Raw genomic sequence first — 12048 nt, 5'->3', positions numbered from 1 at the left:
TCCCCTTCCGCTTGGCGCGGAAGGGGACTCACTTGATCGTGTCCTGCAGTTCGCGCATCCGGGTCGCGATGAGCTGCGGCGTTCCGGGGACCGCGGTGACCGAGCTTTCGCCGCGGCTGGTCTTGTAGACAGCCCAACGGCCTTGCTGAACGTCGATCGCGGTGATCCAGTCGGCGGCCCGCAATCGCTTTCCGCGCTGGTCACGCTTGGCTGTGTAGAGCTTCGCGCCGCCGAGCCGGGGCTGCTTCATCAGTTCCTGGAGCCTGCGCGCCTGCGGTGGACCCGCTGACCGGGCGAACCCGTCGGACTTGGGGGCGTCGAGGTCCGAGAGCCGCACCGAGATCGACTCACCCCGCGCGGCGGGCACGTTCGGCAGCCGGAACAGGAACGCGTCGAGCAGCCTGGTGGGCTCGACCCGCTCGAAGGTGACGGTGTTCTCCACCCGCTCGGCCAGCACCGCCTGCCTGCCCACCGCGGCGGTGACCACCGAGTACGGCCCTTCGGCGTCGTGGAAGTAGCCGAAGTACTCCACGGCCGCGCGCTGGATCACCGAGAGCAGATCCAGGAAGTCCGGGGCGACCCCCCGCGGCCCGTTGACCCCGGCAGCGTCAAGCTCCCGCCGCAACCGCGCGTCGGTCTCCTGCTGAAACCGGGGCGAGTAGTACCGCGCCCCACCGGCGAAGATCACGTGCGGCTCGCCGAGGTTTGCCTTGTCCAGCAACCGGAACAGGGTGGTGACGGAAAGCTCCACCTTCATCGCTAACCCCCGATGACCGGGGGTGCGGTGATCTGGTCGGTGCCGAAGATCGCCTCGGGGTCGTCTTCCTGCAGGAAGGACGCGCGGGTGTGCTCCTCGTCCTCGCCACCCTGCCCGCGGCCGCCGCCACCCATGCCGCCGCCCATGCCCGCGCCACCGCCGCGGCCACCCGCACCGGCAGCGCCACCACGCCCACCCGGCCCGTGGTCGCCACCGGCACCGAGCGCACCTGAGCGGCCACCCGGCCCGTGCTCACCGGTGCCGCTACCGAAGCCGCCGCCGCGCATGCCCGAACCACCGGCACCACCCGCGCCGCCGCCACCGCCGCGGAGACCGCCAGGTCCACCGCTGCCGCGACCACCACCGGTGCCGTCACCGCCACGGCCGGTCCCCGTGCCGCCGGGACCGTAGATGTTGTTGTTCTGGTTCGACGGCCCTGGGTGGTCGGTGGGCAGGGGGCGCACCTGAACCGGGTCGGGCTTGGTCTGGATGTGCTGGTTGGGCTTGGTCTCGTCCACCTGCTGCGGCTTGGTCGGGTCGACCGGCTCGACCGGCCGCGGGTCCACGGGGTCGATGGGCTTCACCGGCGGCGGCGTCCACTTGTCGCGACCTTCGTCGACGCGCCCCGGCGGCGTGTACGGATCCTTGTCACCGCCACCCCCCGGATCATCCGGCGGATTCTTCACCGGCGGCTCGATGCCGATGGAGCCGCCGGGATCCTGGATGTAGGAGTAGTCCATCGGCAGCGCCTCATCGTGCGCCATCGACTGGTGGTCGTACGCCTCATAGACGCGCAGGTTGTTGAGCGAGTCGGCTTCGTACTTTTCCGTCTCGGTCGGGGTGTCGGTAAACCACGGCTCGACGTCGCCCATGAACCCAGTCTCAGGCGGGTTCTCGGCGACCGGCCGCACAGCCGACGACGCGGCGTGGAATCCGTCCGACTGCGATTCGAGGATCTTGGTGGTTCGCTCGAGGTTCTCCGCGCCGATCTTGGACACGTCGATCAGCGGCTTCGCAGATCCGAGCGCGGCGTCTCCCGCAGCCCCCTCCCAGCCCGCCGCGATCTTGGCCGAAAGCTGAAGAACCCGTTCCGCCCGCACCTCTTCGAGTTTGGCCTCTTCAGCGGCGAGGCTGGAGGCGTCGTGCATACTGCCGGTCCCGCGAGCGCGGACCCTCAATGCCTGGTAGATCTCGTATGCGGACATTCCGTCAACGCCACCGCGCGGATCGGTCATGTCAGGCCCCCGCCTTCATGCTCGTGACGGCATCAGCTGCCACCCTGGCAGCCACTTCACATGGGTGCGCAGTGCCTTGCTTCGACGTCGACTGCGCGAGTGTCACCATCAACGACACTTGGTCGGAGACCCCGATGGACACCGAGCAGATACCCATCGGCCGATTATCCCTCGCGCCGTAAGAGACGGCGGGAAATCCCTCTATGTCTGGCAAGACGTCGAAAAACGCATACTTCCCGTTTTCTTGTCCCTGGTAGATTCTGCTGATCCCGCGCCCGAACAAATTATCCCATGCCAGAAGGATGGTGCCGGAGTCCTCGGTCTTCCACGTGCAGGATTTACCGAGCTTGTCGGAGTCGGCTGTTCCTGTGCCGACACCGTACTTACCCAACTGCTCGTCGGTGAACACGGCGCAAGGATCGGCCTCGAACTTGTCCGTCTTGAGCGGAGACTTGACCTTGGGTGCCCCGTGAGACGGTAGATCCGGTGCCGGATCGGTTGATTTCGTAGGTTTCGCGGTGGCCGAGGACGTCTCGGATGGCGGGTTGGACGCGATGGGCGTGCCCGGCTCAGGGCTGGCGCATCCGGAGATCCCGATGAAGATCGTCGCGATAGCCAGCAGGCAGCGGGTACGCACAGCTAGATCCCTTCGTCCGAGGCGCGCCCGGCGGGCCGATCATTGATCCGTGGCATGACGTCTTCTTTGAGTCGCAACTTAATCTTGCTTGCCTCATCGGTTCCCAGGTAGCGATCCAATGATTCTTGGAATTTCGCCGCCTGCTCCAGGCAATAGGTGTATTTCAGCTGGACAGAGTCGAAATAGGCGTTGAACGACGCGCTGGCGGTCATCGCGTGTCGCTCGCTCGCGACCTCGTCCCCAGGGCCATCGAGTTCACTGGTTCGGTCGGATCTCACAATCGACGCCTTATAGTCGTCGGCCAGTGCCAGCCAGTCCTTGACGATGGTGCGGATCTCGTTCGGCGCGAAGTTGAACTTCCCGCCGCTTCCCGGCGGTGGCGGCAACGCCCCACGCAAGCCGGTGCCCACGCTCCCACCCGCGCCGCTGCCTAGCGCCGATGCGCGGTCCAGTGATCCCGCGATGCTGTCGAACGCGTCCATGCCGTCTCAGTCCCCCGCCCACTCCGCTGCGTGACGACCATACCGGGCCTGGCGGACGCCACGGGGGCGTTTCACCGGTTTCGACGGGCTGCCGCACACTGTGGGGTGATGAGTGAGCACGAGAGGTTGGCCCAGTCCCCGACAGCCGACGCACCCTGGCGGCAGTGGGGCCCCTACCTCGCGGGCCGCCAGTGGGGCACGGTCCGTGAGGACTACTCCGCGAACGGTGACGCCTGGGGGTATTTCCCCTTCGAGCAGGCCAGGTCGCGTGCTTACCGGTGGGGTGAGGACGGGATCGCGGGGATCTGTGACCGGTTCGGGTTCCTCAATCTGGGCCTCGCCCTGTGGAACGGCCAGGACGAGATCCTCAAGGAACGCTACTTCGGCCTCACCAACGAAGAGGGCAATCATGGTGAGGACGTCAAGGAGTACTGGTGGATCACCGACGGCACCCCCACCCACTCCTGGATGAGGTCCGTCTACCGGTACCCGCAGGCCGCCTACCCGTACGAGCGCCTGCGTGAGCTGGCCCGGGCCGCGGGCCGCGACGGGCGGGAGCCGGAGCTGGCCGACACCGGTGTCCTCGACGGCAACCGGTTCTTCGACGTCGAGGTGACCTACGCGAAGGCCGCGCCCGACGACGTCTGTGTCGAGATCACCGCCACCAACCACGGGCCGGACCCGGCGCCGCTGCATCTGGTGCCGCAGGTGTGGTTCCGCAACACGTGGTCGTGGGGCCGGGACGCGCGCAGGCCCGCGTTGATCGCCTCGACCGTCGACGGCTGGTCGCGGGTGGTGGCCGAGCACTCCGGTCTCGGCCGGTACACCCTGCACTTCGACGGCGAGCCGCAGCTTCTGGTGACCGACAACGAGACCGACGAGGCCCTCCTCTTCGGCCGCCACGCCAACCCAAGCCGGTACACGAAGTCCGGCATCGGCGACCACATCGTCAACGGCGACCTTGACTCCTGCCAGGTCGTCCAGGCCGCCTCCCAGCCGGGCACGAAGGCCGCCGCCTGGTACCGGTTCGACGAGGTCGCGCCCGGCGATTCCGTGACCGTGCGACTGCGCCTGATCGCGGGCGAAGGGCACGGCCGCGCGTTCGGCCGCAACTTCCAGGCGACCATCGACGAGCGCAAGGCCGAGGCCGACGAGTTCTACGACCGCATCCCCCTCGGTGACACGCCGGAAGAGAAGAAGGTCGCCCGCCGTGCCTACGCCGGGTTGCTGTGGACCAAGCAGCACTACCGCTTCCGGGTTCGCGAATGGCTCGAAGGCGACCCCGCGCACCCGCCCGCGCCCGACGAGCGGAAGGGGCCGTGGGCGCGCAACCGGCACTGGACGCAGATGGACGTCGCCGACATCGTCTCGATGCCCGACGAGTGGGAGTACCCGTGGTTCGCCGCGTGGGACCTGGCCTTTCACATGGTGGCGTTCGCCCAGGTCGACCCCGCCTTCGCCAAGGACCAGTTGATCCTGCTGTGCCGCGAGTGGCTCATGCATCCCGACGGCAGGCTGCCCGCCTACGAGTGGGAGTTCGGCGACGTCAACCCGCCCGTGCACGCCTGGGCGACGCTGCAGGTCTACCGGGCCGAGCAGCGCGCGACCGGGCACGGGGACCGGCTGTTCCTGGCCCGGGTGTTCCACAAGCTGCTGCTGAACTTCTCCTGGTGGGTCAACCGCAAGGACCCGGAAGGCAACAACCTGTTCGAGGGCGGCTTCCTCGGCATGGACAACATCGGCCCGGTCAACCGCTCCGAGCAGCTGCCCGATGGCTGGCGCTTCGAGCAGTCCGACGCCACCTCCTGGATGGCCACCTACGCGCTGCACCTCATGCAGATGGCGTTGGAGCTGGCCCGCCACGACGAGGCCTATGAGGACGTCGCCACGAAGTTCGTCGAGCACTTCCTGGCCATCGCCCAGGCGTCGACGCACTTCGGGTCCGCGGGCACGCCGATCTGGGACGAGGAGGACGGATTCTGCTACGACCTGCTCTCCCGCGGCGGCGGCGAGTCCCGGCCGGTGCGGGTGCGGTCGATGGTCGGCCTGATCCCACTGCTCGCCTCGGCGTCGCTGGAGCCGTGGGTGTTCACCGAGCTGCCCGCGTTCGCCGACCGGCTCAACTACGTGCTGCACCGCCAGCCCGAGTTCGGCCAGTTCCTCACCTGGCGTGAGGAGGACGGCAAGCGCAGCGCGCTGCTGTCCCTGCTCGACGAGACGAAGCTGCGCCGGGTCCTGACCAGGATGTTCGACGAGGGCGAGTTCCTTTCCCCGCACGGCATCAGGTCGCTCTCGGCCGCCCACCGCGGCGGCATCGACGTCGACATCGCCGGCTACGGCCACCGCGTCGCCTATGAGCCGGGCGAGTCGAGCAGCCCGATGTTCGGTGGCAACTCCAACTGGCGCGGCCCAGTCTGGTTCCCGACCAACGCCCTGCTGGTCGAGGCGCTCACCGTGCTCGACGAGTTCCACCGCGGCGGCATCACCGTCGAGCTGCCCACCGGCTCGGCGAACCACGTCACCGCGGGTGTGGCCGCGCGCGAGCTCTCCCACAGGCTGGCCGCCCTGTTCCTACCGGGACCGGATGGTCACCGACCAGCCGACGGCAAGCGGATCGAGGCGACGGACTCGCCGCTGTGGGCCGAACACGTCACTTTCAGTGAGTACTTCGACGGCGACACCGGCGAAGGCCTGGGCGCTTCGCACCAGACGGGATGGACCGCCCTGGTGGCGGTGCTCATCGCGGGATGGCCGCTTTCGCGCTGACTCGGACTCCGACGGCGCACGCCACGCTGGGTAAGCGATGGTGATCGAGGAAACCCATGAAAGGTGCCCGGTGAGCGAACATCTTTCGGTCTTGACCTTGATAGGGCGCAAATGATGCGTGCCGGGTCAACGTCGCGCAACAACTTGGCTGCGGTGACGTGACAAACAAACTAGTACTGCACATCACGCTGTGACGGTGGCAGTATGCGGGCACTGATCTGAACAAAGTTACGAGGAGTGACACCGTGGCGCACCGTTCCAAGCTTGCAGCGCTGGCGCTGCTGCCTGCGTTGACTCTCGTGGTCACCGTCGGCGCATGTGCCAAGTCCGACACCTCCGGTGGCGGTTCCACCAGCGCGGCGCCCGGCGCGCCCGCCGTCAAGCTGGTCAAGGCCGGTCAGCTCACGACCTGCACGAGCCTTCCCTACCCGCCGTTCCAGACCGAGGAAGGCGGCAAGATCGTCGGCTTCGACGTCGACCTGGTCGACCTCGCGGCGAAGAAGCTCAACACCAAGCAGGAGTTCTCGGACGTCAAGTTCGACGTCATCAAGAGCGGCGCGGTCCTGAACGCCAACCAGTGCGACGTCGCCGCCGCCGGTATGACGATCACCGAGGAGCGCAAGGCGAACCTCGACTTCTCCAACCCGTACTTCGACGAGGTCCTCTCGATCCTGACGAAGAAGGGCGGGGCGAAGACCCTCGACGAGGTCAAGTCGCAGAAGCTGCGCCTCGGCGTGCAGACCGGCACCACGAGCCTCGACCTGGCCAAGGACAAGGGCATCGAGGCGACCGAGTTCGACGACGCGGGCAAGCAGCTGCTCGCGCTGCAGTCGGGTCAGATCGACGTCATCCTGCAGGACCTGCCGGTCGTCAACGACTGGCTGAAGAAGCCCGAGGTCACCGAGAAGTTCGAGCTCGGCGAGACCATCGAGAGCGGCAACCAGTACGGCTTCGCGGTCAAGAAGGGCAACGCCGAGCTGCTCAAGGTCATCAACGAGTCGCTCGACGCCGCCATCAAGGACGGCACCTGGGCCAAGACCTACAAGCAGTGGATCGGCTCGGAGCCCAAGTCCACGCCCAAGACCAAGTAGTCATGGCTGATTCCTCGACCACACTTGCGGGCCCTGCCTCCGGCGGGGCCCGCAAGTTGTCCCCACGTAAACGCCGCCAGCTGAGCCTCGCAGCTCAGTCGCTCGTGCTGGTGGCGCTGCTCGCGATTCTCATCCTCACGGTCGACGGCTCGAAGATCCAGAAATCGTTCTTCGACTTCAAGGCCGCGCAGAACATGTTCCCGGCGCTGTTCACCGTGGCGCTGAAGAACACGATCATCTACGCCGTCTCGGCGTACGTGCTCGGCTTCGTGCTCGGACTGATCCTCGCGCTCATGCGGCTTTCGTCGTTCGCGCCGTACCGGTGGATCTCGCTGGCCTACATCGAGATCTTCCGCGGCCTGCCCGCCCTGCTGGTGCTGATGATCATCGGGTTCGGCCTGCCGATCGCCTTCGATGGACTGCAGTTCCCGCTCGACCCGTACGACAAGGTGGCGATCGGCCTCGGGCTGGTCGCGGCCGCGTACATGGCGGAGACCTTCCGCGCGGGTGTGCAGGCGGTGCCGCCCGGGCAGTTGGAGGCGGCCAGGTCGCTGGGCATGTCCCACAGCCGCGCCATGTTCTCCATCGTCCTGCCGCAGGCGGTTCGGCTGGTCATCCCGCCGCTGACCAACGAGCTCATCGTCCTGTTCAAGGACTCGTCGCTGGTCTCCGTCATCGGCATCACCCTGGCAGGGCGCGAACTGACCAAGCTCGGGTCGGACGAAGCCATCAAGGTGGCCAATTCCACCCCGTTCGTGGTGGCGGGCGCGACCTACCTGTTGATCACGATCCCGTTGGGGATCCTGGTCCGCCGGTTGGAAGCCAAGCAGCGGAAGAGCAGGTGACCCCGGTGAGCAACGCCGTCGAGATCGTCGACCTGCACAAGTCGTTCGGCGAACTCCAAGTCCTCAAGGGAATCAACGCGTCGGTCAAGACCGGTGAGGTCATCTGCATCATCGGCCCGTCCGGTTCCGGCAAGTCGACCCTCCTGCGCTGCGTGAACCTGCTCGAGCAGCCCAACGCGGGCCAGGTGATCGTCCACGGGGTCGACCTGACCCACCGCGACGTCGACATCGACGCGGCGCGGCGCAGGCTGGGCATGGTGTTCCAGTCGTTCAACCTGTTCCCGCACCTGTCCGTGCTCGACAACGTCACGATCTCCCAGCGCAAGGTCCTCGGCCGCGGCCGGGCCGAGGCGGAGAAGATCGCCAGGAACAACCTGGAGAAAGTCGGCGTCGGGGAGAAGGCCAGGGCGTTCCCGGCCCAGCTTTCCGGCGGCCAGCAGCAGCGCGTGGCCATCGCCCGCGCGCTGTCGATGGACCCGCAGGTGATGCTCTTCGACGAGCCGACCTCGGCGCTGGACCCGGAACTCGTGGGCGAGGTGCTCACGGTGATGCGCCAACTCGCCGACGAGGGCATGACGATGCTCGTGGTCACTCACGAGATGCAGTTCGCAAAGGAGGTCGCGGACAAGGTGCTGTTCATGGACGGCGGCTACGTCATCGAACAGGGCCCCGCCGCGCAGGTCATCGGCGCTCCGCAGCACGAGCGCACAAAGACATTCCTCAGGCGCGTGCTCGACCCGACCCACCTCGACGTGACCGAGTGATCCCGTCGCCCTGTTCGCCCCACAGACGGGGAGAACAGGGCGACCTGGGGTGGGTGTGGCCGGAAACCGCTGGTCCATCCGGATGTCTCGCACACTCAATGCAACCAATACGGAACCAAGCGTGACCGGGATGCGTTTTACTTCTTGGGGTTGATCAACCGAGGAGAAGCGCATGGCGATCGCGGACTGGGCCGGGGAACCGGCAGGCGCGGTGTTGGATCCGCACCGGCCGAACCCGCCCGAGTGGTCGCACATGCTCGCCGCGGACGTGCTCCGCGCGGTCGAGCCGGACAGCGGGGGCGTGCTGCGCAGGCGCAAGCCCGCGACCGCGCCGGTGCTGACGGTCGCCGACAAGTTCCTGATCGGCGAACTCGATCTGCGCGGGGTCGAGTTCCCCTATCTCCTGGAATTCGTCCGCTGCCGGTTCGAGTTCGCGCCCGACCTCCGGCAGGGCAAGCTCGCGGGCGTCGAGTTCCGCGACTGCGCGCTTCCCGGGCTCTTCGGGCGGAACCTGCGCACCGACAACGATGTCCTGCTGGTCGCCGGGACCGTCGTGCAGGGCACGGTCGACCTGGTCGACGCCGAGATCCACGGATCCCTTGTGCTGCGCGGCAGCAAGCTGTTCGGCGCGGGCGGCCCGGCGCTGCACGCCAACCGGCTGCAACTCGCCGGGGCGCTGCTCGCGGCCAACCTCCAGGCCGAGGGCGAGATTCGCATCCCGGGCATGCGCACCGGCGGCAACGTCAACTTCGCCGGCGCGCTTCTCAACAACCCCAAGGGTTTCGCGCTCAACGGCAACGGCATGCAAGTCGGCGGCAACCTGCACCTCACCCCCGACGGCGCGACCGGAGCGCCCTTCCGTAGCGTCGGCCAAGTGCTGCTGGCCAGCGCCCGCATCGACAGCGACTTCTCGTTGCGCGGAGCCAAACTCGCGCCTCGCACCGAGCACTCGCGGCCGGTGCCGCCGGACGATCCGTTCTACGACCCCAACGCCACCCTGGTCGCCGACCGGTCCAAAGTGGACGGAAATGTCAACCTCGACCGAGGTTTCGCCAGCAGCGGCACGGTCCGCATCGTCAACGCGCACATCGGCGGCTCGCTGCGGCTGGCGCACGCCAGGGTCGACCTGTCCGGCGGCCGCGAGACGTTCCGCGACGACGCGGACGGGCCGCGGCCCGGCCCGTACACCGACCGGTCCCTGCACTTCGACGGAACCGAGGTCCGCGGCGGCATCGACGCCCGCGACGCCCGCATCGCCGGGCAGGCGCGGTTCGTCGACGTCAAGGTCCAGGGCAGTGTCCTGCTCGATCGGGCCGTGTTCAGCAACCGCTCGGGCGACGCCCTGGAGGGCAGGCGCTTCACCGTCGGCGGCAACCTCGACGCCCGCTCCGCCACCGTTTTCGGCTCGCTGCTGCTGCCCGGCATCACGATCGGCGCCAACGTCGACCTGCGCGGCAGCAAGCTGTTGGCGCCCGGCAACTACCACCGCGACCGGTCTCCGAAGCCGTCGCTGGACCTGCGGGTGGCCCACATCGGCCGAGACCTGATCCTCGCCGACAGCCACGCCGAAGGCGAGATCCGCATCCGCCGCGCCGAAGTGGGCCGGGAAACCAACTTCCACGGCGCCCGGCTGGCCAGTGGCACCAACGGCGTCGCGCTGAACGCCTACGGCGTGCAGACCCAGGAACTCCGCATCGACGTCGGCACGCCGCCCGGCGGCCGCGTCGACCTGCGGCACCTGCACTGTGCGGCGCTCGCCGACAACGAAGCCGTGTGGCACGCCGCGGGCGGCATCGAACTGCAGGATTTTCGCTACGACGCCTTCACCATCCCGGTCGGCCTCGACGACGACGCCCGGGTCGCCGAGCGGCTCGCCTGGCTGCTGCACGGCATGCGCGACGTCTACCGACCCGGCGCCTACGACCAACTCGCCGCGATGCTGCGTGCCTCCGGCAACGAGGAACACGCCGCCATGGTGCTCGTGGAGAAGCAACGCCGCCGCTACATCGCCCTCGCCGACGGTGCGCGCGTGACCCGGCCGGGCATCCACGCGTGGAGTTGGTTCCAGCGGTCCATGGTCGGCTACGGCTATCGGCCCACCCGCGCGCTGGCCTGGCTGATCGCCTGCCTGGTGGCGGGATCGGTCTGGTTCGCCACCATCGACGCCCCGCGGGAGTCCAACGAGGACGATCACCTGGTGTGGAACCCGGTGCTGTACACCCTCGACCTCATCGTGCCCATCGTCGACTTCGGACACAAGAACAAGTGGACGGTCGGCGGTGCCTCCCAGTGGATCGCCGCCACCTTGGTCGCCGCGGGCTGGATTCTCGCCACCACGGTCGCCGCCGGTGTCACGCGAATGTTGCGGCGCAACAACTAACCCTTCCACTGCGCCCCCGCGCGGGGCAGGATGCAGGCACCGTGCACCTTTGGCCATTGGAGATCCGATGCGACGCCGCACCGTCCTTGCCCTGACATTAGGGCTCGCCGTCACCGCCGTACCCGCCGCGGAGGCAGCGCCGACCACCGGCGTGGGCCAGGTCTTCATGGTCAACCCCGTGCAGTCCAGCGGAAACCAGGCTCTCACCGACGCCAAGGACGCCGACTCCGCCGTGCCCGCCTCGGCGTACGCGACCGTCCCGCTGCGCAATCTCGACGGCTCCGGCACCCTCACCGGGCGCTGGGTCAACGTTCGCGCGGAAACGGGAAACCCGGCCAAGTCGTCCGACGGCCGATTCGTCTACACCCGCAACCAGGACGAATTCGAACAGGTCATGGCGTACTTCTGGGGCAACGAGGCCCAGGAATACCTGCAGTCCCTCGGATTCGGCTCGCAACTGCGGCCGGTCAACGCCGAATCGCAGGACATCCGCACCAACCAGTGGGGCCAGGACAACTCGTACTCCTGGGACAAGCACGACATCATCCGCATGGGCAAGGGCGGCGTGGATGACGCCGAGGACGGCGAGGTCATCGTCCACGAGTACGGCCACGCGGTGCACGACGCCCAGGTCTCGGGCTTCGGCACGTCGCACGAGGCGGGCTCCATCGGTGAGGCGTTCGGCGACTACCTCGCCGTCACCGTCGGTCTGGCCGCCGCCCAGAGCTACAACTGGCCGGTCAACGCCCCCGCCGCCTGCGTCGCCGACTGGGACGCGGTCAGCTACACCAGCACGGAGCCGCACTGCCTGCGTCGGATCGACACCGACCGCAAGTACGCGGACATGACCAACACGAGCGTCCACCGCGACGGCATGATCTGGTCGCGCGCCCTCTGGGACATCCGCAACGCCCTCGGCGCCAAGGTCGCCGACCGGATCATCATCAACGCCCAGTTCGGCTTCGCCCCGGACACCTCGTTCACCGCCGCGGCCCTGACCACCATCGACACGGCCAACTCGATGTACGGCGCGAACGCGGCCGCCACGGTTCGCGCGGCCTTCGCCGCTCGTGGCATACCGTCGGTATGAC

The 12048-nt window shown here is 67.9% G+C and carries 10 protein-coding genes; 6 read left to right on the top strand and 4 right to left on the bottom strand.

The window, feature by feature from the left end; all coding sequences use genetic code 11:
* Positions 1-28 precede the first annotated feature (28 nt).
* From GPZ80_RS18195 to GPZ80_RS18180, 4 genes are read right to left on the bottom strand one after another with little or no spacing between them, the layout of a single operon-like run.
* Positions 29-757 (bottom strand): ESX secretion-associated protein EspG, encoded by a 729-nt coding sequence (locus GPZ80_RS18195; RefSeq protein WP_187221602.1) that lies wholly within the window; start codon positions 755-757, stop codon positions 29-31.
* A gap of 2 nt (positions 758-759) precedes the next feature.
* Positions 760-1962 carry a hypothetical protein gene (locus GPZ80_RS18190; RefSeq protein ID WP_187221600.1) on the bottom strand — a complete coding sequence of 401 codons (1203 nt, stop codon included), beginning with the start codon at positions 1960-1962 and terminating at the stop codon, positions 760-762.
* Positions 1963-1993: 31 nt separating this feature from the next.
* Positions 1994-2629 (bottom strand): DUF3558 domain-containing protein, encoded by a 636-nt coding sequence (locus GPZ80_RS18185; RefSeq protein WP_187221598.1) that lies wholly within the window; start codon positions 2627-2629, stop codon positions 1994-1996.
* Positions 2630-2631: 2 nt separating this feature from the next.
* Entirely contained in the window at positions 2632-3111 is a 480-nt protein-coding gene (locus tag GPZ80_RS18180; RefSeq protein WP_187221596.1) for a hypothetical protein, read from the bottom strand.
* Positions 3112-3219: 108 nt separating this feature from the next.
* Between GPZ80_RS18180 and GPZ80_RS18175 the strand changes: the two genes are divergently transcribed.
* The 6 genes from GPZ80_RS18175 (at position 3220) to GPZ80_RS18150 (ending at position 12047) form a co-directional block, all read left to right on the top strand.
* Positions 3220-5877 (top strand): MGH1-like glycoside hydrolase domain-containing protein, encoded by a 2658-nt coding sequence (locus tag GPZ80_RS18175; protein WP_187221594.1) that lies wholly within the window; start codon positions 3220-3222, stop codon positions 5875-5877.
* A gap of 245 nt (positions 5878-6122) precedes the next feature.
* Positions 6123-6968 carry an ABC transporter substrate-binding protein gene (locus tag GPZ80_RS18170; protein WP_187221593.1) on the top strand — a complete coding sequence of 282 codons (846 nt, stop codon included), beginning with the start codon at positions 6123-6125 and terminating at the stop codon, positions 6966-6968.
* Between the two features lie 2 nt (positions 6969-6970).
* Positions 6971-7813 (top strand): amino acid ABC transporter permease, encoded by an 843-nt coding sequence (locus GPZ80_RS18165; protein ID WP_187221591.1) that lies wholly within the window; start codon positions 6971-6973, stop codon positions 7811-7813.
* A gap of 5 nt (positions 7814-7818) precedes the next feature.
* Positions 7819-8577, top strand: a complete 759-nt coding sequence (locus GPZ80_RS18160) for an amino acid ABC transporter ATP-binding protein (RefSeq protein WP_187221589.1) — start codon at positions 7819-7821, stop codon at positions 8575-8577.
* A 172-nt stretch (positions 8578-8749) separates the two neighbouring features.
* Complete coding sequence (locus tag GPZ80_RS18155) at positions 8750-10957, top strand: hypothetical protein (RefSeq protein ID WP_187221587.1); 2208 nt, start codon at positions 8750-8752, stop codon at positions 10955-10957.
* A 67-nt stretch (positions 10958-11024) separates the two neighbouring features.
* Positions 11025-12047 (top strand): M4 family metallopeptidase, encoded by a 1023-nt coding sequence (locus tag GPZ80_RS18150; RefSeq protein ID WP_187221585.1) that lies wholly within the window; start codon positions 11025-11027, stop codon positions 12045-12047.
* The last annotated feature ends 1 nt before the right edge of the window (position 12048 follow it).

Origin of the sequence: Actinokineospora xionganensis, from assembly GCF_014323725.1 — a bacterium.
Lineage (GTDB): Bacteria > Actinomycetota > Actinomycetes > Mycobacteriales > Pseudonocardiaceae > Actinokineospora > Actinokineospora xionganensis.
This window is presented reverse-complemented; position numbering and strand designations above follow the sequence as displayed.

What these genes read in the sequence shown, in the direction of transcription:
- GPZ80_RS18195 (WP_187221602.1), bottom strand. Translation starts at nt 757, where the DNA reads ATGAAGGTGGAGCTTTCCGTCACCACCCTGTTCCGGTTGCTGGACAAG.
- GPZ80_RS18190 (WP_187221600.1), bottom strand. Translation starts at nt 1,962, where the DNA reads ATGTCCGCATACGAGATCTACCAGGCATTGAGGGTCCGCGCTCGCGGG.
- GPZ80_RS18180 (WP_187221596.1), bottom strand. Translation starts at nt 3,111, where the DNA reads ATGGACGCGTTCGACAGCATCGCGGGATCACTGGACCGCGCATCGGCG.
- GPZ80_RS18175 (WP_187221594.1), top strand. Translation starts at nt 3,220, where the DNA reads ATGAGTGAGCACGAGAGGTTGGCCCAGTCCCCGACAGCCGACGCACCC.
- GPZ80_RS18165 (WP_187221591.1), top strand. Translation starts at nt 6,971, where the DNA reads ATGGCTGATTCCTCGACCACACTTGCGGGCCCTGCCTCCGGCGGGGCC.
- GPZ80_RS18155 (WP_187221587.1), top strand. Translation starts at nt 8,750, where the DNA reads ATGGCGATCGCGGACTGGGCCGGGGAACCGGCAGGCGCGGTGTTGGAT.
- GPZ80_RS18150 (WP_187221585.1), top strand. Translation starts at nt 11,025, where the DNA reads ATGCGACGCCGCACCGTCCTTGCCCTGACATTAGGGCTCGCCGTCACC.